Genomic DNA, 20,930 nt, shown 5'->3' on the forward strand with positions numbered 1-20,930 from the left:
TACTGCAGGGGGGACCCTGTGGGAGAGTAGGACGCCGCCGAACAATTATTCCGGGAAAGCCCCGCACCTCTGGTGCGGGGCTTTTCTGCGTTCACGGGGCTCCTTGTCACCCCCGTGCATGTGCCAGTGAGGGCTGAGGGTAAGGTCAGGGGGCATCATTGGCACATTCACAGGAGGCTCCCGGGTGGAGGTCCAGGAGACTCGGGTTCAGACGGACCGGGTCCTCACCATCCCCAACATCCTCAGCATGGCGCGCCTCGTCGGGGTACCGCTCTTCCTGTGGCTGATTCTTCGCCCGGAGTTCGGCGGGCCCAAGAGCGATGGCTGGGCGCTGCTCGTGCTGATGCTCAGCGGCATCAGCGACTACCTCGACGGTAAACTCGCCCGCCGATGGAACCAGATCAGTAACCTCGGGCGGTTCCTGGACCCGGCTGCTGATCGCCTCTACATCCTTTCGACCCTCGTCGGACTGACCTGGCGGGAGATCCTTCCGCTCTGGCTCACGGCGGCACTCCTGGCCCGTGAACTGATGCTTCTCGTGATGGTCGGAATCCTCCGGCGCCACGGCTATCCGCCGCCCCAGGTGAACTTCCTGGGGAAGGCGGCTACGTTCAACCTGATGTACGCCTTCCCCTTGTTGCTGCTCAGCGACGCAAGTGGTTGGCTGGGATCGCTGGCCGCTGTTTTCGGATGGGCGTTCGCAGGATGGGGTACAACGCTCTATTGGTGGGCAGGGATCCTCTACGTGGTTCAGGTCCGCCGGCTCGTCAAGGCGGATGCAGTAGCCGATTGAGCTCGTTTGATGCGGTGCCGCGCAGTGTGGCCGGCCCGCGGCTGAACTCTGAGATGTTGCCCTGACGGGCGAAGTCGGCTAGACCGTCGTCTCTTCGAGGAGGACGTTTCCGACATGAAGGCCGTCGTGATGGCTGGCGGCGAAGGCACACGCCTTCGCCCCATGACTTCCAGCATGCCCAAGCCGCTCCTGCCCGTCGCCAATCGGCCGATCATGGAGCATGTGCTGCGGCTGCTGAAACGGCATGGGCTCAATGAGACCGTCGTGACGGTCCAGTTTCTCGCCTCTCTCGTCAAGAATTACTTCGGCGACGGCGAAGAGCTCGGGATGGAGCTCACCTATGCCAACGAGGAGAAACCTCTCGGGACAGCCGGCAGCGTAAAGAACGCCGAGGAAGCGCTCAAGGACGACACCTTTCTCGTCATTTCCGGCGATGCGCTCACGGACTTCGACCTCACCGACCTCATCGCCTTCCACAAGGAAAAGGGCGGGCTCGTCACGGTGTGCCTGACCCGGGTTCCGAACCCATTGGAATTCGGCATCACGATTGTCGACGAGTCGGGCCAGGTCGAGCGATTCCTGGAGAAGCCCACCTGGGGCCAGGTCTTCTCGGACACCGTCAACACGGGCATCTATGTCATGGAACCCGAGGTCTTCGACTACGTCCAGGCCGACGTCTCGGTGGACTGGTCCGGAGATGTCTTTCCGCAGCTCATGAAGGAAGGCAAGCCCATCTACGGCTATGTCGCCGAGGGCTACTGGGAGGACGTGGGCACGCACGAGAGCTATGTGAAGGCCCAGGCCGACGTTCTGGAGCGCAAGGTCGACGTGGAGATCGACGGCTTCGAGATCTCGCCCGGTGTGTGGGTCGCGGAAGGCGCCGAGGTACATCCTGACGCGGTGCTCCGCGGACCCGTGTATATCGGGGACTACGCGAAGATCGAGGCCGGTGTCGAGATCCGCGAGCACACGGTCGTCGGTTCGAACGTCGTCGTCAAGACCGGGGCGTTCCTGCACCGGGCGGTGATCCACGACAACGTCTACATCGGACAGCACTGCAATTTGCGCGGCTGCGTGATCGGCAAGAACACCGACATCATGCGGGCGGCCCGCATCGAGGACGGTGCGGTCATCGGGGACGAGTGTCTGGTCGGTGAGGAATCGATCATTCAGGGCAATGTCCGGGTCTACCCCTTCAAGACCATCGAGGCCGGCGCCTTCGTCAACACCTCGGTGATCTGGGAGTCGCGGGGGCAGGCACACCTCTTCGGCGCCAGAGGTGTCTCAGGAATCCTGAACGTGGAGATCACGCCGGAGCTCGCCGTCAGGCTCGCCGGCGCGTACGCCACCACCCTGAAGAAGGGTTCGACCGTCACCACCGCCCGTGACCACTCCCGTGGCGCCCGTGCGCTGAAGAGGGCCGTGATCTCGGCGTTGCAGGCCAGCGCCATCGACGTACGGGACCTGGAGAACGTGCCGCTTCCGGTCGCGCGTCAGCAGACCGCTCGGGGCAGTGCGGGCGGGATCATGATCCGTACGTCGCCCGGCGTGCCGGACTCGGTGGACATCATGTTCATCGACGAGCGAGGAGCGGACCTCTCCCAGGCGGGTCAGCGGAAGCTGGACCGGGTATACGCCCGCCAGGAGTACCGCCGGGCCTTCCCGGGGGAGATCGGTGATCTGCACTTTCCGTCCAGCGTCTTCGACTCCTACACCGGTGCACTGCTGCGCAATGTGGACACCACAGGGATCTCCGCCGCCGGTCTCAAGGTCGTCGTCGATGCATCCAACGGCAGTGCCGGACTTGTTCTGCCCAGTCTGCTCGGGCGCCTCGGTGTGGACGCGCTGACCATCAATCCCGGGCTCGACGAATCGCGGCCCACCGAGTCCGCCGACGCCCGGCGCTCCGGCCTCGTGCGGCTCGGGGAGATCGTGTCCTCCGCACGGGCCGCGTTCGGGGTGCGGTTCGACCCGGTCGGGGAGCGGCTCTCCCTGGTCGACGAGCGGGGCCGCATCGTCGAGGACGATCGGGCACTTCTGGTCCTGCTCGACCTGGTGGCCGCCGAGCGGCGCAGCGGCCGGGTGGCGTTGCCGGTGACCACGACACGGGTCGCCGAGCAGGTCGCCGCGTACCACGGCACACAGGTGGAATGGACGACGACGTCGCCGGACGACCTGACGCGCGTGGGACGTGAGGAGGGCACCATCTTCGGAGGAGATGGGCGGGGCGGTTTCATCGTCCCCGAATTCAGCAGCGTCTTCGACGGTTCGGCAGCCTTCGTACGGCTTCTCGGGCTCGTCGCGCGGACGCAGCTCACGCTCAGCCAGATCGATGCCCGGATTCCCCTCGCTCACGTGCTGCGCCGCGATCTGGCAACGCCCTGGGCCGTCAAGGGACTGGTCATGCGTCGCGTGGTGGAAGCCGCCGGGGACCGTGACGTCGACACCACTGATGGCGTGCGGGTCGTCGAGGCGGACGGGCGCTGGGTGATGGTGCTTCCCGCCCCGGCCGAGGCCGTCACCCATTTGTGGGCGGAGGGCCCTGACGACGCCTCGGCGCAGGCGCTGCTCGACGAATGGTCCGCGGTCGTGGACAGCGCAGGTCAGTGACCTGCCGCCGGGGCACCGGGAGGTGTCGTGCGGACGCCTCCCGGCGCACGGGTGGGGCCATTCGGCGGTAGCTGCTGCGACGTGCGACGATGTGCGGCATGTCGCAGCAGCCCCCCGATCGGAGTACCGCCTCGCCGCCCGCGCGCCCTGACGCGTCCATGTCGCTGCTGACCAATGTGATGGACCACAGCCTCGACGACGGCTACGCCGAGGCCACGGCCGAGCGCAAGGCCGACGGGAGTGCGGCCATGCCCCGGACGTTGAAGGCGAAGCTGGGCCTCGCCGCGGGGCTTGTGCTGGCCGCTCTCGTCGTCACCCTGGGTGCTGCGGAGGCGCGCCTATCGGCGCCGGTCCTCGCCAAGGAGCGCGAGGAACTCATCGAACGTATCGACACGGAGACTTCGGCGGCCGACAAGCTGGAGTCCCAGGTCGACAAAGCCCGTGACGACGTCGGCGAGCGGCAACGTAAAGCGTTGGAAAAGCATGGCGGGGACCAGGGACAGCTCGTGGCGCTGCTCTCCGGGGCGACCGCCGTCAAGGGACCCGGTGTGAAGCTCGTCGTCGACGATGCCAAGGGCACCGATCAGGGCGGTGGCGGACCGCGTGAGACCAGCGGTTTCGCCGACACGGGGCGGGTGCGCGACCGGGACATGCAACGGGTCGTCAACGGCCTCTGGCAGTCCGGTGCGGAGGCCATCGCCATCAACGGGCAGCGGCTGACGGCCCTGTCGGCGATCCGCGCCGCGGGCGACGCCATACTGGTCGACAACAGACCGCTCGTGCCGCCGTACACGGTGCTTGCGGTGGGGGACGGGAAGCGGCTCAGCACCGCGTTCGAGGACAGTGCCGACGGCCAGTACCTGCGGGCGCTGAAGGACACCTTCGACATCCGGACCAGCATGTCCGTCGAGGACGAGGTGCGCCTCCCGGCTGCGCCCAGCCTCATCGTACGAACAGCAGAGCCGAAGGCCGCAGACACCGGCAGTGGTGCGGCAGACACAGGGAAGGGCACATCGTGATCGCCGTACTGGGCCTCGTCGTGGGAGTCGTGGTCGGACTGTTGGTCCGTCCCGAGGTGCCGGCGGTGGTCGAGCCCTATCTCCCGATTGCTGTCGTGGCTGCTCTCGATGCAGTCTTCGGTGGTCTGAGGGCCATGCTCGACGGCATCTTCGTCGACAAGGTCTTCGTGGTGTCGTTCCTCTCGAACGTCGTCGTAGCCGCACTGATCGTGTTCCTGGGTGACAAGCTCGGTGTCGGAGCGCAGCTCTCCACCGGTGTCGTCGTCGTCTTCGGTATCCGCATCTTCTCCAACGCCGCGGCGATCCGCCGGCACGTCTTCCGGGCCTGACGCCGATGAGCAACGAAGAGCTTCCCCGTGACCAGGAGCGCACCGGCGAGCAGCAGGTCGACGTGCCCGAGCAGCAAACCGGGCGCCAGCGGCTGATCGCGGGGCTGTGGCCGCCGCGGGTCACCCGGGCGCAACTCATCGTGGCGCTGCTGCTGTTCGTCCTGGGGCTGGGTCTGGCGATCCAGGTGCGGTCGAACAGTGACAACAGCGCACTGCGCGGTGCCCGCCAGGAGGATCTGGTCCGCATTCTCGATGAACTCGATGACCGTACGCAGCGTCTTGAGGATGAGAAGCAGCGTCTGGACGGTCAGCGTACGGAGCTGGAGAACAGCTCGGACCAGGCCGAGGAGGCCCGTAAGCAGACAGTGGAGAAAGAACGGCAACTCGGTGTCCTCGCGGGCACCGTGGCGGCACACGGGCCCGGGATCACACTCACGATCAACGATCCGGGGGACGCCGTGCAGGCGGACATGCTGCTCGACGCCCTCCAGGAGCTGCGTGCAGCCGGAGCGGAGGCGATCGAGGTCAACGGGGTGAGGGTGGTGGCCAATACATACTTCTCCGGCGACGGCGGCGCCATCAAGGTCGACGACCGGCCAATCTCCGCGCCGTACGTCTTCAAGGTGATCGGTAAACCGCAGGATCTGGAACCGGCGCTGAACATCCCCGGTGGTGTCGTGCAGACGCTGGAGAAGGAGCAGGCGACCGTGCATGTGGCGCAGGCGGACGACATCGTCGTGGACGCCTTGCGACCTGCGGAGCAGCCTGACTACGCTCGGTCGTCATCCCAGTGAGGGCGCCGGACACGGGGCTCGAAGGACACGGGCAAGAGGTTGCGGGGGGTCGCCGCATCGTAATGGTGGCGCGTGGTGGAAACTGTCGAGTGGATACGGACGTTGTGAAGATGTCCGGGTCGGCAGGTGTGTTCATTCAGGGTTCGTCCTGCCCCACGGGCGGGTCTGTTTCGGTCAAGGGGAATCGCCCGTGAAGTTGTTTGCGAAGTTGTTCGGCAAGAGCGCCCGCGATGACGCGGCCCGTCATCGCGCACCGCGCCATGGCCAGGCCGAGGAGCAGGGCACCGATCGCCCGCTCTTCCGTGACGAGGTGTCGGGTCCGGGTGGTGACATTTCGGGTGGAACCGGCGCGTCGTCTGTTGACCCTGCCGGTCCGGGCCGCATAGGTTTCGGAGAACCATCAACCTCAAGTACGGGTGGAGGGTTTGGGTCCATGCCAGTCTGTACGAGGTGCGGCCATCGCAACGCCGAGGCCAGTCGTTTCTGTTCCAACTGTGGTGCGCCGCTGAGGGGAGGCGCGTCTGCGGAGCGCCCTTCGGAGACGACGTCGACCATCTCCATCTCCGGTCTTGAGGCGTACGAGGCGGAGGCGACGGGCCAGACGCCCGTGCCCTCCCTCTCGCCGGAGGCCCAGGCCGCCGTCGACGCCCTGCCGCTCGGCTCGGCGCTCCTGGTGGTGCGCCGCGGTCCGAACTCCGGCAGCCGTTTCCTGCTGGACAGCGAGCTGACCACGGCCGGCCGCCACCCGCAGAGCGACATCTTCCTCGATGACGTGACGGTCTCACGCCGTCATGTGGAGTTCCGCCGGAGCCCCGACGGCAGCTTCACGGTCGGGGATGTCGGCAGCCTCAACGGCACGTACGTCAATCGTGAGCGCATCGACTCCGTCGCGCTGTCCAACGGCGACGAAGTGCAGATCGGGAAGTACCGGCTGGTCTTCTACGCAAGCCAGCGGGGCATCTGACCCGTCAGGGAAGGTCCATGCTGAGAACACCGACGGGCGGTGCCGGTCACGGCACCGCCGCCGCGGACGACCGGGCCATGAGCATCGGCACGGTGCTTCTGCAACTGCGGGACGAATTTCCCGAAGTCACCATCTCCAAGATCCGCTTCCTGGAGGCCGAGGGGCTTGTCGAGCCGCAGCGGACTCCCTCCGGTTACCGCAAATTCCGCCCCGGCGACGTCGAGCGGCTGGCGCAGGTGCTGCGGATGCAGCGGGACCACTACCTCCCGCTCAAGGTCATCCGCGAGCACCTGGACGCCCTCGCGCGCGGCGAGCAGGCGTCCCTGCCGGCCGCGGGTGGCCCGCGGGACCTGACCGACGGTTCCTGGGACGGCGAGTCCTGGCGGGCCGCCGCGGCCCGGATCGGCCGCATGGAGCTCCTGGTTGCCGCCGAGGTCACCGAGAGCGAGCTCGAGGAGTGGGAGTCGTACGGCCTCATCGCTCCGACGGCGGAGGGCGGCTACGACGCCGAAACGGTGACCATCGCCAAACTTGTGGCGGATCTGGGTCGATTCGGTCTGGAGCCGCGTCATCTGCGAGCGATGCGCGGGGCTGCGGAACGCGAGGCCGGGCTGATCGAGCAGGTGGTCTCGCCCTTGCGCCGGCACCGGAATCCGCAGACCAGAGCCCATGCGGAGGCCAAAACGAAGGAGCTTGCGGAGCTCTCCGTACGGCTTCATTCGGCCCTTGTGCAGGCCGCTCTGCGGATCCGGCTCCAATGATCACGGGGGAGCCCGACTACCCAAACCTGCCGAGCACGTCCTAGGGTTGCTGTGTGAACGAGCTCGACGTTGTGGGTGTCCGGGTGGAAATGCCCTCCAACCAACCGATCGTGCTCCTGCGTGAAGTGGGAGGCGACCGGTATCTCCCCATTTGGATCGGTCCTGGTGAGGCGACCGCGATCGCCTTTGCCCAGCAGGGCATGGCTCCGGCCAGGCCGCTGACCCATGATCTCTTCAAGGATGTGCTCGAGGCCCTCGGCCAGGAGCTCACCGAGGTCCGCATCACGGACCTCAGGGAAGGGGTCTTCTACGCGGAGCTGGTCTTCGCCGACGGGGTCGAGGTGAGCGCGCGGCCGTCCGACGCCATAGCGCTTGCCCTGCGCACCGGCACGCCGATCTATGGCAGTGACGGGGTGCTCGACGACGCGGGGATCTCCATCCCTGACGAGCAGGAGGACGAGGTCGAGAAGTTCCGGGAGTTCCTCGACCAGATCTCGCCGGAGGACTTCGGTACGAACAGCCAGTGACCGTCCAGCAGGGTCGCCGTCAGCGCATTCGACAAGCCTTTCCCGGGAACGGGACACGGCAAACCACCCTCAGGGTGATTATCACTCGGCGTGCCGAGTGTGGCGATCGTTGACGCGCCCCGAGCGACTGCCTACCTTCGAGATGGCAGGTCAAGGACGGAGGTCGGCGTGAGAAACAGCGGCGACGGTACGGGGGCGGGTGGGCCGTACCGGCAGCACGGAAGTACAGCCGGCCACACCATCAGGCAACCGGTTCAACCGGCGGCGGGGGGCGGGGCGGTTGCGGTCGGCGACATCGGCTATCGCGGGCCGACGGCGTGCGCGGCAGCGGGGATCACCTATCGACAGCTCGACTACTGGGCGCGCACGGGGCTCGTCGAGCCCAGCGTGCGGCCGGCCTACGGATCGGGCACGCAGCGCCTCTACAGCTTCAGGGACGTCGTCCTGCTGAAGATCGTGAAGCGCTTCCTCGACACGGGCGTCGCTCTGCAGAACATCCGCACCACGGTCCAGCATCTGCGGGCCCGGGGGTTCCAGGATCTTGAGCGGATGACGCTCATGAGCGACGGCGCGACCGTCTACGAGTGCTCCTCGCCCGACGAGGTCGTGGATCTGCTCCAGGGGGGCCAGGGGGTCTTCGGCATCGCCGTCGGCGTGGTGTGGCGGGATGTCGACGTCGCGCTGTCTCAGCTGCATGGTGAGCGGGTGGACACGGGGGAGACGCTGATCGGCAACAACCCCACTGACGAGCTCGCACGGCGGCGCAACCGCGCCGTCTGACGGGCCGCGGAGCGGGGGCGCGGCGATTGTCAGTGCCGTAGGGCAGCATCGGTTGATGTGAGAGCCGCGCCCACCATCCTGCATCTCGACATGGATGCCTTCTACGCCTCTGCCGAGCAGGCGGCGAAACCGAGCCTGCGCGGCAAACCGGTCGTGGTCGGCGGGCTGGGACCGCGCGGGGTCGTCGCCACCGCCTCCTACGAGGCGCGGCGCTTCGGGGTGCACTCCGCGATGCCGACCGCGCAGGCCCGGCGGCTGGCGCCCAATGCCGCCTATCTGGTGCCCCGCTTCACCTTGTACCGGACGGTGAGCGACCAGGTGATGGGGCTGCTGGGGCAGCTCTCGCCGCTGGTGGAGCCGCTCAGCCTGGACGAGGCGTTCGTCGATCTGGAGGCCGGTGGGACGGCCGACGACACCGCGTCGGCGCGGGCCGTCGGTGAGCAGCTGCGGGGAGCCATCAGAGCCGTCACCGGACTCACCGGCTCGGTCGGCCTCGCGGGCTCCAAAATGCTGGCCAAGATCGCTTCCGAGGAGGCGAAACCGAACGGGCTGCTGGTCATCGAGCCGGGCACCGAACGGGAACTGCTCGCGCCCATGTCCGTACGGATCCTACCCGGCGTGGGACCCGCCACCGGGGACCATCTGCGCCGGGCCGGGATGACCACGGTGGACGATCTGGCCACGGCGGGCGAGGCGGAGCTTGTACGGCTGTTGGGGAAGGCGCACGGCGTCGCGCTGCATCGCATGGCACTCGGGTACGACGACCGCCCCGTCGTGGCCGAGCGCGACGCCAAGTCGGTGTCGGTCGAGGACACCTTCGACATGGATCTGCACGACCGGGTCCGGGTCAGGACGGAAGTCGAGCGCCTGGCGGACCGCTGTGTCCAGCGGCTGCGGGCCGCGGAGCGCTCGGGACGCACCGTGGTGCTGAAGGTGCGCAGATACGACTTCTCGACGCTCACGCGCTCCGAGACGCTTCGAGGGCCGACGGACGACCCCACAGTGGTCAGAGAGGCCGCTGCGCGGCTCCTGGAGGCTGTGGACACCACCGGAGGGGTGCGGCTGCTCGGGGTGGGCGTCACAGGGCTCGCCGACTACACGCAGGAGGACCTCTTCGCCCAGGCGGCAGGTGAGCGGACCGCGCCCGAGGGCCCCGGTGAGGAACCGGGCGAGGGCGAGCACGGGGACGAGTCGACGGGCGGGGCACAGGAGCAGGAGACCGCCGAACAGCTCGCGGCCCGGCGCTGGCCCGCCGGGCAGGACGTATGCCATCACACCTACGGCCACGGCTGGGTGCAGGGCAGCGGGGTGGGCCGGGTGACCGTGCGGTTCGAGGAACCCGAATCAACGCCCGGCCGGGTGCGGACGTTCCGTGTCGACGACCCGGAGCTGCAGCCGGCCGATCCGCTCCCGTTGGTGCGTGATCCGGTGGACTACTCGTCCTGGCCGGCCAGCCTGCCGAAGTCCCGGTCCGGGCCCGGCTCGTCGGGCGGTGAGTCCAGACCGTAGTGCCGGTAGAGCTGAAGCTCCTGTTCCGGCGAGAGATGGCGGCCGACGCCGAAGTCGGGCGCGTCCTTGATCAGCGCACGGTCGAAGGGGACCCGGAGCACGTCGTCGACGAATTCGCTCGGTTCCAGCGGCACGAAGGCGTCCCTGCTGAACAGTCCGGTACGCACGGCTGCCCACTCGGGTATGCCGGTCGCGTCGTCGAGGTACACCTCGTCCACAGTCCCGATCTTGGTGCCCTTGCGGTCGAATGCCTTGCGCCCGATCAGGTTGCGCGGATCGATGTCGGTCTGCACGGTCCCTCCCATTGGTCGCGGCTACTCCACAGGCACTACGAAAGTGCAGATTCGGGCTCTCGGCCACTTGAGAATTCCGGCGCGAGCCCCGCTGGTAGGCTGGTGATGGCTGCTGACCCCGTGCGGGAGAGTCTTCCGGAGCACATCCGGCAGGCGCCGAAGGAGCAAATCCTCCCCGGAATCTCTCAGGCCCCCGTACCGCACGGACGAGGTCACTCTGGAAAGCAGGGCGGGTTTCGTGACGGCAGCAGCCGGAACGGATCCCTCCCTCACCGACGGTGAAAGCCGGTACGCCTGAGGGTGCACCGGTGAAGCTCTCAGGTTGAGATGACAGAGGGGGAGGCCGTCCGGGCACCCGCGCCGTGGTGCCCCTCGCAGGTCGTGACAGACCAGGAGGCCTCCACCATGACCCCCCGTCGCACTCCGCTCTCCCAGCTGGAGCAGGGCATCCCCTTCGAGCAGCGCCACATCGGCCCCGATGCCGAGGCGCAGGCGAAGATGCTCGCCCAGGTCGGTTACGGCTCCCTCGACGACCTCACCGCGGCCGCAGTGCCCGATGTGATCAAGAGCACTGAGGCGCTGCAGCTGCCGTCGGCCCGTACGGAGGCCGAGGTCCTCGCGGAGCTGCGTACCCTGGCCGACCGCAACCAGGTGCTCGCGCCGATGATCGGGCTCGGCTACTACGGCACGTTCACCCCGCCGGTGATCCTCCGCAACGTCATGGAGAACCCCGCCTGGTACACGGCCTACACGCCCTACCAGCCGGAGATCTCGCAGGGCCGCCTGGAGGCGCTCCTCAACTTCCAGACGATGGTCGCCGAGCTGACCGGGCTGCCCACCTCCGGTGCCTCGCTGCTCGACGAGGGCACCGCCGCCGCCGAGGCCATGGCGCTCGCCCGACGCGTCGGCAAGGTCAGGAACGGTGTCTTCCTGGTCGACTCCGACACCCTGCCCCAGACCATCGCCGTGATCGAGACCCGCGCCGAGCCGACCGGTGTCGAGGTCGTCGTCGCCGATCTCGCCGCGGGCATCCCCGCCGAGATCGCCGAGCGCGGTGTCTTCGGTGTGCTGCTGCAGTACCCGGGTGCCTCCGGTGCTGTCCGCGACATCAAGCCCGTCATCGAGCAGGCCCACGAGCTCGGCGCGATCGTCACCGTCGCCGCCGATCTGCTCGCCCTGACCCTGCTGACCTCGCCCGGCGACCTCGGCGCGGACATCGCCGTCGGCACCACGCAGCGCTTCGGTGTTCCGATGGGCTTCGGCGGACCGCACGCCGGCTTCATGGCCGTACGCGAGAAGTTCGCCCGCAGCCTGCCCGGCCGCCTCGTCGGTGTCTCCGTCGATGCGGACGGCAACAAGGCCTACCGCCTCGCGCTGCAGACCCGCGAGCAGCACATCCGTCGTGAGAAGGCCACCAGCAACATCTGCACCGCGCAGGTGCTGCTCGCCGTGATGGCCGGGATGTACGCGGTCTACCACGGCCCCGACGGGTTGCGGACGATCGCGCAGCGCACCCACCGCTACGCCACGATCCTGGCCGATGGCCTGCGCGCGGCCGGGGTCGCCGTGGAGACCGGCGCCTACTTCGACACGCTCACCGTGCGTGTCCCCGGCAAGGCGGCGGATGTCGTGGCCGATGCCCGCGACCGCGGGGTCAACCTGCGTCTTGTCGATGCCGACCGGGTCTCCCTCGCCTGTGACGAGACCACCACCCGTGCGCAGCTCGCCGCCGTCTGGGCCGCCTTCGGCGCCGACGGTGATATCGAGGCGCTGGACGCCGCTGCCGCCGACGCGCTGCCCGAGTCCCTGCTGCGCACCGACGAGATCCTCACCCACCCGGTCTTCCACCAGCACCGCTCCGAGACCGCGATGCTGCGCTACCTGCGCAAGCTCGCCGACCGTGACTACGCGCTGGACCGCGGCATGATCCCGCTCGGCTCCTGCACCATGAAGCTGAACGCGACCACCGAGATGGAGTCGATCACCTGGCCCGAGTTCGGCGCGCTGCACCCGTTCGCGCCGGCCGAGCAGGCGGCGGGCTACCTCACGCTGATCCGTGAGCTGGAGGAGCGCCTCGCCGAGGTCACCGGGTACGACGCGGTCTCCATCCAGCCGAACGCCGGCTCGCAGGGCGAGTTCGCGGGTCTGCTGGCCGTGCGGGCGTACCACCGGGCCAACGGCGACGAGCAGCGGACCGTCTGCCTCATTCCGTCCTCCGCGCACGGCACCAACGCCGCGAGCGCCGTGATGGCGGGCATGAAGGTCGTCGTGGTGAAGACCGCTGACGACGGCGAGGTCGACGTCGAGGACCTCCGCGCCAAGATCGAGAAGCACCGTGACGAGCTCGCCGTGCTCATGATCACGTACCCGTCGACGCACGGTGTGTTCGAGGAGCACGTCGCCGGCATCTGCGCCGAGGTGCACGACGCGGGCGGTCAGGTGTACGTCGACGGCGCCAACCTCAACGCACTCGTCGGCCTCGCCAGGCCCGGCCGGTTCGGTGGCGACGTCTCGCACCTGAACCTGCACAAGACCTTCTGCATCCCGCATGGCGGCGGTGGCCCCGGTGTCGGCCCGGTCGGCGTGCGCGCCCACCTGGCGCCGTACCTCCCGAACCATCCGCTGCAGCCCTCCGCAGGCCCCGAGACCGGTGTCGGACCGATCTCGGCCGCGCCGTGGGGCTCGGCCGGCATTCTCCCGATCTCCTGGGCGTACGTACGCCTGATGGGCGGGGAGGGCCTCAAGCGCGCGACGCAGGTCGCCGTACTCGCGGCCAACTACATCGCCAAGCGTCTGGAACCGCACTACCCGATCCTGTACACCGGCCCGGCCGGTCTGGTCGCGCACGAGTGCATCGTCGATCTGCGGCCGATCTCCAAGGCGACCGGGGTCAGTGTCGACGACATCGCCAAGCGTCTGATCGACTACGGCTTCCACTCGCCGACCATGTCGTTCCCGGTGGCGGGCACGCTGATGATCGAGCCGACCGAGAGCGAGAACCTCGCCGAGCTCGACCGGTTCTGCGACACGATGATTGCCATCCGCGGCGAGGTCGAGAAGGTGGCCTCCGGCGAGTGGAGCACGGACGACAACCCGCTGACCAACGCCCCGCACACCGCTGCCATGCTCGGCGGGGAGTGGACGCACGCGTACAGCCGTGAGACGGCCGTTTTCCCGGCCGGAGTCTCGGCCGCCGACAAGTACTGGCCGCCGGTGCGCCGGATCGACGGTGCGTTCGGCGACCGTAACCTCGTCTGCTCCTGCCCGCCGCTGGACGAGTACGACAACTGACTCACCTGTTCGGGTGTGACGCGGACATGCGTCGGGGCCGGTTCGGAGATCTTCTCCGGGCCGGCCCCCGTTTCTTACAGGCCGCGGTCAGGCGGCCTTCATCACCCGGCCGGCGTCCAGCGGCCGGTGCGGAGCGATGATCTGCCCGTCCGGGAGCAGTTCACCGGTGTCCTCGAAGAGCAGGACGCCGTTGCACAGCAGGCTCCAGCCCTGTTCCGGGTGGTGTGCCATCAGGCGTGCGGCTTCCCGGTCGGCTGATTCGGCGGTCGGGCAGGGTGGCTTGTGCTGGCACATGGCTGGGTTCTTTCGCTGCGTTGTAGTGAGTGTCCTGCGGCTTGATGAGGTGTTCATGGCCGCCCCCCGTATCAATCGGTCCGGTTCCAGTGTTGCCCTACGGGCGCCAATCCGCAGGGATTTCGCGGCAGCGCTGCTCCTACTCTCATGACGCATCACCCGGCCGGACGGTTCACCACAACTGCACTGCCCCTTCGGGTGGTTCGGGGTGGCCGGACCGGACTAGTCCGGATGGGACCAGGGACGCCCGTGCGGTCCCGTGTCCGGCGTGTCCCGCAGCACTGTGCCCCGCCACCGGAAACGGCGACGGGGCACAGTACGGCGTGCCGGAGGCGGGACGGGGTCAGGCCGGTGAACCGAGCAGGGGGCCGGGGCCGGGAGTGATGCGCAGGGTCATCACGGGGAGCAGATCGGCGACCCGGTGCGGGCGGTGTGCCACGATGCCCGGTGGGGCGGGAGCCAGCGGTACGAGAAGATCGGTGGGGGCGAGGTCGCCACCGGACGGGTCGGTCTCGATGTCCTCGTGCAGCCAGAGCGTCAGCATGTAGAGCTCCGGGATCGACAGCAGGCGGGGCTGGTAGTGCGGTGTCACCGCCTCCATCTGACGCACGGCGAGTTCGGTCGAGGCGATGTAGGGGCCCTCGAAGAAGTGCGAGAAGGCCCAGCCGTCCGGGGTGAGCATGGTGTCGGCCGCGGCGACGGCCCGCTCCGAGCTGCGGATCAGGAATCGCCACCCGGTCAGCCGGGTGCGTGGCGCGAGCCCGCTCGGGCCGATCCGGTCCAGCACATGGACGGGGAGCGGGAGTTCGGGGCTCAGAGGTCCCTGGACGGACCGGAGAGCCGGGGTGCGGGCCTCGAGGACTGCGGTGGGTGAACCGAGTGCCGTGAGGACGCTGCGCAGGGCAGGCACGGGAGCCGGGGGAACATGCAGCGGCATAGTGGGTCGCCTCTCACTTCGGAGACACGGTGGTGCGTGGGCGGGTGCAGACGGCGCTGTCGGCGTGCGGGGCCAGAGGAGGCCGGTGACTGGGCCGGTGCGTCAACTCTCTGCCTCGTCCGCGGAGTTTATACGACACGTGTTCACGCGGTGTTTCCACTAGCCGTCGCAGGTATTGCCGGCAAGGCGGTATCGAGACTTTATTATGCGGAGATTCTGCTGATTCGGGGCGAGCCGCGCAGCTACCGCCTGGTGTTTTTCCGCGGCCGTGGTAGGCCGAATCACATCGGCGTTTTCACCACCCGCCGACCGACGGAAACTGCACCGTGCTCCATGCCGTCGGAATGTGCCGGGACGGCCTCCATCAGATTAGTGGGTCCGCGCTGTCCATGGGGGCGTTATGGATCACTTCCCCTGGGCATTATCGATCGTGACGCGAGCGGCCTGGGCCGCGGGCTGCCCACTTGCGGAGGGACTCTTCGATGGGGGAGAAGGTCGTGGCGGGCGCCTTTGACCTGTCCGATCGGCAGAGGTACCGGAGGAAACTCCACCTGTGTCTGGAGGGACTGGGGAGGCTCCTGGCGGAGCAGAGGTTCGACCGCCCCCGCAACCTCATGGGCATGGAGATCGAGCTCAATCTGGCGGGTTCGGACGGCCTGCCCCGGATGATGAATGCCGAGGTGCTCGGGCGGATCGCGAGCCGTGATTTCCAGACCGAACTCGGGATGTTCAATCTGGAAGTGAACATAGTTCCGCATCACCTGGACGGGCGCGTTTTCGATCAGCTGGCCGAGGAGCTCAGGACCGGTCTCGGATATGCGCACCGGAAGGCCGGCGAGGTCGCTGCCGGGATCATGATGATCGGAATGCTGCCGACCCTCGGCCGCGCGGACCTGGTCGCGGCGAACCTCTCGGACGTGGACCGCTACACGCTGCTCAATGATCAGATAGTGGCGGCGCGCGGTGAGGATTTCGCTCTCGATATCGAAGGCGTGGAGCGATTGGTCTGCACCTCCACCTCGATCACACCGGAAGCGGCTTGTACATCGGTCCAGCTGCATCTGCAGGTGACCCCGGCGCGATTCGCGGACGTGTGGAACGCCGCTCAGGCCGTCGCCGCCGTCCAGATCGCTCTCGGCGCCAACTCGCCCTTTCTGTTCGGCAGGGAGCTGTGGCGGGAGTCGCGGCCACCCCTCTTCCAGCAGGCCACCGACACCAGGCCGCCCGAACTGCAGAACCAGGGGGTGCGCCCGAGGACATGGTTCGGCGAGCGGTGGATCAGCTCGGGGTACGAGCTCTTCGAGGAGAACCTGCGCTACTTCCCGCCGCTGCTCCCGATCTGCGACGAGGAGGATCCGCTGCGGGTGCTCGACGAAGGCGAGGTGCCAGGGCTCCAGGAGCTCGTGCTGCACAATGGTACGGTCTACCGCTGGAACCGGCCGGTGTACGGGCTGACCGACGGCGTCCCCCATCTCCGGGTCGAGAACCGTGTCCTGCCCGCCGGTCCGACCGTCACCGACGTGATCGCCAACGCCGCGTTCTACTACGGCCTGGTGCGGGCGCTCGCCGAGGGGTCCCGTCCGGTGTGGACCAGGATGCCGTTCGCCGCGGCGGCCGAGAACTTCGACACCGCCTGCCGCCGAGGCATCGACGCCGAGCTGGTCTGGCCCCGGCCGGGGCGGTCGGGCGGGCTGACGCGGGTGGCGGCCGTCAAGCTCGTACGGGACGAACTGCTGCCGCTCGCCGCGGCGGGGCTCGATGCCTGGAACATCGAGCCCGCGGACCGCGACCACTACCTCGGGGTCATCGAGGAGCGCTGCAAACGGCGGGTGAACGGAGCGTCCTGGCAGGCGGACACGTATCACCGGGGGCTGGACGCAGGGCTCGGCCGGGACACGGCGCTCGCGGCCACCACCCGCCGGTACGCCGAGTTGATGCACACCGGCGAACCGGTGCACAGCTGGCCGGTGGGACTTCCCGCCGCGTAGTCCGGTGGGTGGTGGGCCGCAGCGCGCCCGGTGTCTGCCGTTCCCGGCCGGTGCCCGCCCGGGTACGGCTCATTCCTGGGCGGCGCGGCCGGCCTGCCCGGCCGTCATCACTGCCTGCAGAATCACCGCCCGGATCTCGGCAGGGTCGTTGACCTGATACCCGCCGCCACCGGTCACCCCGGCTATCTCGTCCACCTCATCGCGGTCGGCCTCGGGGCCGACCGCGATGGCGAGGAGCGGTACCGGGCGCTCAGGGTCGGCGATCCGCTTGAGCTCCGTGATCGGTCCGCTGCGGGAGATGGGGTTGTCGTCCTGGTTCGAACCGTCGGTGAGGATCACGACGGCGTTGAAATCGCCCTTCACATACGTCGACTGCGCCTCCTCGTAGGCGGCCGGCGTGGTGTCGTACAGACCTGTCGCACCGTCCGGCACCGGCTGAAGCGCGGCGAACGCGGCAGCGAGCTTCTCGCGATGTGTGCCGCCGCCCTTCGCCGGGTCACCGAGCCGGGCGGTCGGCACCAGCCGGCGGTAGTCCTTGGTGCCGTCGAGTGTGGTGGCGAACTCCCAGAGACCGATCTCGTCGTTCTGGATTGGCGGCGCCGAGGCGTACCTTGTCCGACTCCATGGCCGCGGTCATCAATTCCGCCCAGGAATACTTCTTTTTCGACCAGCCGAGGGTCTTTCCCGCGGACGGGACCAGGGCGAGGGGCACCGGGGAGGAGGCGATGGAGTCGCCAGGGGTGATCGGGACGCCGTCGCCGGAGCCCTGGGCGCGGTCCAGCCGGAGGTCGGAGTCGGGCAGCCAGTTCTGATAGTCCGAGGTGCGGGTGCCGGCGGAGAGCGCGTCGGCGAACTTGCAGGAATCACGGGCGACGACCTGGATGTGGAGGCAGTGCCCGTCGGACTTTGTTTCGTCCGTGCGTGCCTTGTCGGCGACGGTACGTACGGCGGGGGCGATGTCGGGCGAGGCCATCACGGAGAGCCGTATCGCGGAGTCCTCGCACGACTTCGAGAACGACAGCACGCCACCCTGCACCGCGACTGCCGTACCCGCAGCCACGGCGAGGACGAGCATGGTGGCGATGACGACGGCACGGCGACGGCGCGGCGGAGGGCCGTCCCCGCTGCGATCCGGCGCGTAGTCGTCGGGCAAGCTGTGACGTCCCATGTCGGTGGTGCCCCTCCTTGAGGATGAGCAAGGAAAAGGGGGACCACACCCTCACCAATGGTGGTCGTCCCGCAGCCGGTCGCGCATGATCTTCGTACCCGCATTCGACACCCCAGCGGGACGGGGAGCGGGATGAGATGCGAATGCACAACTGAAGGCAGGTGTACAGGTGACGGAGGGGTGCGTGGCTGATTCTTGTCCCCAAGAGGCCGTGTCACGGCGGATCCTGCGGTCCGAAACGGTGCTGGTGCTGGCTCTCTCGCTGGGTGCCAGCGGCGTGTCTGCCCTGATCAGCTTTGTCGGATCGCTGACGAAACCGGGTGGTTTGAAGGACCAGGCCGCGACGCTCAACAGTTCATACGCCCCGGGGCGGCCATGGCTCGATCTCGCCTGGCAGCTCTTCGATATCGCCACGGCCCTGGTTCCCGTGGCGCTGGTGGCGCATCTGTTGATCAGGGAGGGCACGGGCCTGCGGGTCATCGGCTTCGACCGGACCAGACCGGGGTCGGACCTGGGGCGCGGCACAGTGATCGCGGCGGGAATCGGCAGTGCCGGGCTGGCCTTCTATCTGGTGGCGCGAGCCGCCGGTTTCAACCTCACGGTGGTTCCGGAGTCGCTGCCCGACGTGTGGTGGAAGTTCCCGGTACTGATCCTCTCCGCACTCCAGAACGCCGTGCTGGAGGAAGTGATCGTCGTCGGGTATCTGCTGCGCAGACTGGGGCAGTTGGAGTGGACGCCGATGGCCGCCCTGGTGGCGAGTTCGGTGCTGCGCGGCTCGTACCACCTCTATCAGGGGATCGGCGGGTTCATCGGCAACATGGTGATGGGTGTCGTCTTCGTGCTGCTGTACCGGCGTTGGGGGCGCGTCGGGCCCCTGGTCGTGGCGCATGCGTTGCTCGACATCGGGGCGTTCGTCGGGTACGCGCTTCTGGCCGGACAGGTGGCGTGGCTGCCCACTCCGTGAGGGGCGCGGGAGAGGACGCACGGGATCGCACCCGTGCGCAGCAGCCCGTACGCCCTTCCCGTCTGTCAGAACGTCGTCAACAGTTCGCCGTCGAGGACCGTCACCGCGTTGCCCGTCAGCAGGGTGCGGTCGCCGCGCAGTGCGGTGTGGACGAGGCCCGTCCGCGCGGAAGCCTGCAGACCGGTCAGTTCGTCACGGCCGAGCCGGGCGGACCAGAAGGGGGCCAGTGCGGTGTGGGCGCTGCCGGTGACCGGGTCCTCGTCGATGCCGACCCGGGGGAAGAAGCCCCGGGACACGAAGTCGTAACCGCGGGCCGCGTCCTCGGCGGGGGCCGTGGCGATGATGCCGCGCCGGGAGCATGAGGCCAGCGCGGCGAAATCCGGCGTCAGTTCGCGCACGGAGGTTTCGTCGGCCAGTTCCACGAGGAGGTCGCCGGTGTGTTCGCCGGTGTCCAGCACGGACAGGGGCTCGGCGCCCAGGGCGGCGGCCAGCCCGGACGGGGCGGTGGCGGGGGTCAGCGGGGCCGTGGGGAAGTCGAGCGTGAGCGAACCGTCCGGGTGCGCGGTGGCGGTGAGGATCCCGCACCGCGCCGCGAAGCGCACCGTGCCGCTCGCCGTTCCGGTGGTGTGCAGGATGTGGGCGGTGGCGAGCGTGGCGTGCCCGCACATGTCGACCTCGGTGGCCGGGGTGAACCAGCGCAGTGCCCAGTCGGCCGGACCACCCGGCGGCAGGGGATGAGCGAAGGCGGTCTCGGAAAGGTTCATCTCCAGGGCGATCTCCTGGAGGCGGTCGGCTTCGGGGAATGCCTCGGAGTCCAGGAGCAGGACGGCTGCGGGGTTGCCGGTGAAGGGGCGGTCGGTGAACGCGTCGACGATGCGAATCCTCATGGGACGACCGTAGAGGTCGGGGTACGTGGCGGGCCAAGGCCAATCGCAGGTTGCCGGCCCGCGATACCGAGTGACTCTCCCCAGGGCGTTACGGTCGGCGTCCCCACGCGGAGACGAGCGGAGCGGTGGCCAGATCGAGGCGTCCGGTGGCGACGTTCGTCAGGTGCCGGTCGATCTCCTCGTCTGTGGCGAGACCCGACGCCACGAGTCGGTCGCGGATCTGCCGCACGGTGGCGGCCTCAAGGACGGTGCAGGCCGGTGAGGTGATCGGGAAGTACGCGTCGGCCTGCACATCGTCCAGTCCCGCTTCGCGCAGCAGTCGGGGCAGGGTCCGGCCGTAGGCGAGGTCTGCACCGCGGGTTGCCATGAGTTCGCGGAAGCCTGACCGCAGGCGGTTGGCGAGGCGCTGTTCAGGGCCCGACTCGTCGGGGCACAGCAGCGGCTGCAACCCGGGGTCGGCGTCCTCCAGGAGGAGCACACCACCGGGGTGCAGCGCCTGGATCATGCGGCGCAGCGCCTCGGCGCGGTCGGTGACGTGCACCAGGACCAGCCGGGCATGCACCAGGTCGAAGCCGCCGGGAGGCGGGGGATCGGCGGCGACATCGTGGCGCAGCACCTCGACGACATCGTCCGCGGCGCCCTGCGCCCACGACACGTCGACGTCTGTAGCGACCACCACTCCGGTCGGACCGACCCGTGCGGCCAGTCCTGCGGGAACGGAGGGGCCACCGGCTCCGACCTCCCAGCACCGCATGCCCGCGGTGATCCCGAGCCGGTCGACATGCCGGAAGGTCACCGGGTCGAAGAGTTCGGCGAGAGCGCTGAAGCGGATGCCCGCCTCGGATTGCCGGTTGTCGAGCAGATAGCCGTGGTCCAGGCCATGCCCCTGCTCGGAGCCAGGTGCAGTCACGTCGCATCGCCTTCGTCCTGTGCCGTCTCGGGGCAAGTATGCAAGGTCCTGACGAAGGGATTGTCGTACGACAGGTTCCGATATATCGTTGACGCATCGCGACGGATCAACG

General features: G+C 68.4%; 18 protein-coding genes, 1 pseudogene and 1 riboswitch. Of the genes and pseudogenes, 13 read left to right on the plus strand and 6 right to left on the minus strand.

Annotated elements, in window-relative coordinates; genetic code table 11:
• Nucleotides 1-184: 184 nt before the first annotated feature.
• From AB0I23_RS22390 to AB0I23_RS22435, 10 genes are all read left to right on the plus strand, one after another.
• Nucleotides 185-793, plus strand: a complete 609-nt coding sequence (locus AB0I23_RS22390; RefSeq protein ID WP_359111632.1) for a CDP-alcohol phosphatidyltransferase family protein — start codon at nt 185-187, stop codon at nt 791-793.
• A gap of 114 nt (nt 794-907) precedes the next feature.
• On the plus strand, nt 908-3,403 hold the full coding sequence (locus AB0I23_RS22395) for a mannose-1-phosphate guanyltransferase (RefSeq protein ID WP_359111634.1): 2,496 nt from the start codon (nt 908-910) through the stop codon (nt 3,401-3,403).
• A gap of 98 nt (nt 3,404-3,501) precedes the next feature.
• Nucleotides 3,502-4,422: a DUF881 domain-containing protein gene (locus AB0I23_RS22400; protein WP_359111636.1), complete on the plus strand. Its 921-nt coding sequence runs from the start codon at nt 3,502-3,504 to the stop codon at nt 4,420-4,422.
• A complete protein-coding gene (locus AB0I23_RS22405; RefSeq protein WP_023543062.1) occupies nt 4,419-4,751 on the plus strand; it encodes a small basic family protein in 333 nt (110 codons plus the stop codon). Before AB0I23_RS22400 ends, AB0I23_RS22405 begins: the two co-directional genes overlap by 4 nt.
• 5 nt (nt 4,752-4,756) lie before the next feature.
• Nucleotides 4,757-5,545, plus strand: coding sequence for a DUF881 domain-containing protein (locus tag AB0I23_RS22410; protein ID WP_359111638.1), 789 nt, complete (start codon nt 4,757-4,759; stop codon nt 5,543-5,545).
• 190 nt (nt 5,546-5,735) lie between these two features.
• Nucleotides 5,736-6,509, plus strand: coding sequence for an FHA domain-containing protein (locus AB0I23_RS22415; RefSeq protein WP_359111640.1), 774 nt, complete (start codon nt 5,736-5,738; stop codon nt 6,507-6,509).
• Nucleotides 6,510-6,526: 17 nt separating this feature from the next.
• Nucleotides 6,527-7,270, plus strand: a complete 744-nt coding sequence (gene ftsR / locus AB0I23_RS22420; RefSeq protein WP_359111642.1) for a transcriptional regulator FtsR — start codon at nt 6,527-6,529, stop codon at nt 7,268-7,270.
• 53 nt (nt 7,271-7,323) lie between these two features.
• On the plus strand, nt 7,324-7,797 hold the full coding sequence (locus AB0I23_RS22425) for a bifunctional nuclease family protein (RefSeq protein WP_359111644.1): 474 nt from the start codon (nt 7,324-7,326) through the stop codon (nt 7,795-7,797).
• Nucleotides 7,798-7,965: 168 nt separating this feature from the next.
• Nucleotides 7,966-8,577 carry a MerR family transcriptional regulator gene (locus tag AB0I23_RS22430; protein ID WP_359111645.1) on the plus strand — a complete coding sequence of 204 codons (612 nt, stop codon included), beginning with the start codon at nt 7,966-7,968 and terminating at the stop codon, nt 8,575-8,577.
• A gap of 57 nt (nt 8,578-8,634) precedes the next feature.
• A complete protein-coding gene (locus tag AB0I23_RS22435) occupies nt 8,635-10,086 on the plus strand; it encodes a DNA polymerase IV (RefSeq protein ID WP_359111646.1) in 1,452 nt (483 codons plus the stop codon).
• On the opposite strand, the gene AB0I23_RS22440 is transcribed toward AB0I23_RS22435, so the two are convergent.
• Nucleotides 10,011-10,391, minus strand: coding sequence for a PRC-barrel domain-containing protein (locus AB0I23_RS22440; RefSeq protein ID WP_208857479.1), 381 nt, complete (start codon nt 10,389-10,391; stop codon nt 10,011-10,013). The genes AB0I23_RS22435 and AB0I23_RS22440 overlap by 76 nt on opposite strands.
• A 101-nt stretch (nt 10,392-10,492) precedes the next feature.
• Nucleotides 10,493-10,590: riboswitch (glycine riboswitch) on the plus strand.
• Between the two features lie 194 nt (nt 10,591-10,784).
• On the opposite strand from AB0I23_RS22440, the gene gcvP reads away from it, so the two are divergent.
• Entirely contained in the window at nt 10,785-13,670 is a 2,886-nt protein-coding gene (gcvP, locus tag AB0I23_RS22445) for an aminomethyl-transferring glycine dehydrogenase (protein WP_359111648.1), read from the plus strand.
• 87 nt (nt 13,671-13,757) lie between these two features.
• On the opposite strand, the gene AB0I23_RS22450 is transcribed toward gcvP, so the two are convergent.
• Nucleotides 13,758-13,964, minus strand: coding sequence for a DUF5999 family protein (locus AB0I23_RS22450; protein ID WP_359111650.1), 207 nt, complete (start codon nt 13,962-13,964; stop codon nt 13,758-13,760).
• Nucleotides 13,965-14,307: 343 nt separating this feature from the next.
• The gene (locus tag AB0I23_RS22455; protein ID WP_359111652.1) at nt 14,308-14,901 is read right to left on the minus strand and encodes a hypothetical protein; all 594 of its coding nucleotides are present in this window, start codon (nt 14,899-14,901) and stop codon (nt 14,308-14,310) included.
• Nucleotides 14,902-15,383: 482 nt separating this feature from the next.
• Here AB0I23_RS22455 and AB0I23_RS22460 point away from each other — a divergent pair, with 482 nt between their 5' ends.
• Nucleotides 15,384-16,889 (plus strand): glutamate-cysteine ligase family protein, encoded by a 1,506-nt coding sequence (locus AB0I23_RS22460; protein WP_359111654.1) that lies wholly within the window; start codon nt 15,384-15,386, stop codon nt 16,887-16,889.
• Between the two features lie 69 nt (nt 16,890-16,958).
• Here the strand turns inward: AB0I23_RS22460 and AB0I23_RS22465 are convergent.
• Nucleotides 16,959-18,042, minus strand: a pseudogene (locus tag AB0I23_RS22465) (hypothetical protein).
• Between the two features lie 199 nt (nt 18,043-18,241).
• Between AB0I23_RS22465 and AB0I23_RS22470 the strand changes: the two are divergent.
• Nucleotides 18,242-19,021 carry a CPBP family intramembrane glutamic endopeptidase gene (locus AB0I23_RS22470; protein ID WP_359111656.1) on the plus strand — a complete coding sequence of 260 codons (780 nt, stop codon included), beginning with the start codon at nt 18,242-18,244 and terminating at the stop codon, nt 19,019-19,021.
• 65 nt (nt 19,022-19,086) lie between these two features.
• Here AB0I23_RS22470 and AB0I23_RS22475 read toward each other — a convergent pair whose 3' ends face one another.
• Together AB0I23_RS22475 and AB0I23_RS22480 are read right to left on the minus strand one after the other, a co-directional pair.
• Nucleotides 19,087-19,908, minus strand: a complete 822-nt coding sequence (locus tag AB0I23_RS22475) for a PhzF family phenazine biosynthesis protein (protein WP_359111658.1) — start codon at nt 19,906-19,908, stop codon at nt 19,087-19,089.
• An 88-nt stretch (nt 19,909-19,996) separates the two neighbouring features.
• A complete protein-coding gene (locus tag AB0I23_RS22480) occupies nt 19,997-20,818 on the minus strand; it encodes a class I SAM-dependent methyltransferase (RefSeq protein WP_359111659.1) in 822 nt (273 codons plus the stop codon).
• Nucleotides 20,819-20,930: the final 112 nt, after the last annotated feature.

This window comes from Streptomyces atratus, from assembly GCF_040655115.1.
In the GTDB taxonomy this organism is placed as follows: Bacteria; Actinomycetota; Actinomycetes; order Streptomycetales; family Streptomycetaceae; genus Streptomyces; species Streptomyces atratus_D.